Origin of the sequence: Klebsiella sp. ME-303 (assembly GCF_007910085.1) — a bacterium.
GTDB classification, from domain to species: domain Bacteria; phylum Pseudomonadota; class Gammaproteobacteria; order Enterobacterales; family Enterobacteriaceae; genus Klebsiella; species Klebsiella michiganensis.
In genome coordinates, this window is record NZ_VOJB01000097.1 from 1 (window position 1) to 379 (window position 379).

General features: G+C 52.8%; 1 pseudogene. It reads right to left on the reverse strand.

Annotation, left to right across the window (positions count from 1 at the left end):
* Window positions 1–379, reverse strand: a pseudogene (locus FQK12_RS27355) (type I-F CRISPR-associated helicase Cas3); the annotation flags it as partial.

Here is a 379-nt window from a genome sequence, read left to right on the forward strand (position 1 = left end):
GCGCTATTTCTGGCGCGCCGGGCTATCTGCCGCCCCTTTTCTCGCCAGGTAACACTTTGCAATGGCGTTCCCAGGGGGAACGTCCAGACCTTATGAAAATCCGCCTCCCTCCAGCTTTCATTTTTGTGATTCAGTGAATTCCAGCTGGCGTTGAGCTGATTTTCTAACCAGCCCTCACAATGTTTCAGCACCGGTTCATTATCGCCATCTAAATTATCAGGCAGCCGATGATGCGACAGGATAAGCCAGGCAACAGCCCTGGCAAGCGGGGGAAGCGTGAGAAAAGGACTATTGGAAAACAGTGGGTTATCTTTATGCAACCTGGTGAGGAGTTCTGCTTCATCACCGGGCGAAAGCGCCCCGAGCATAGCCAACCACT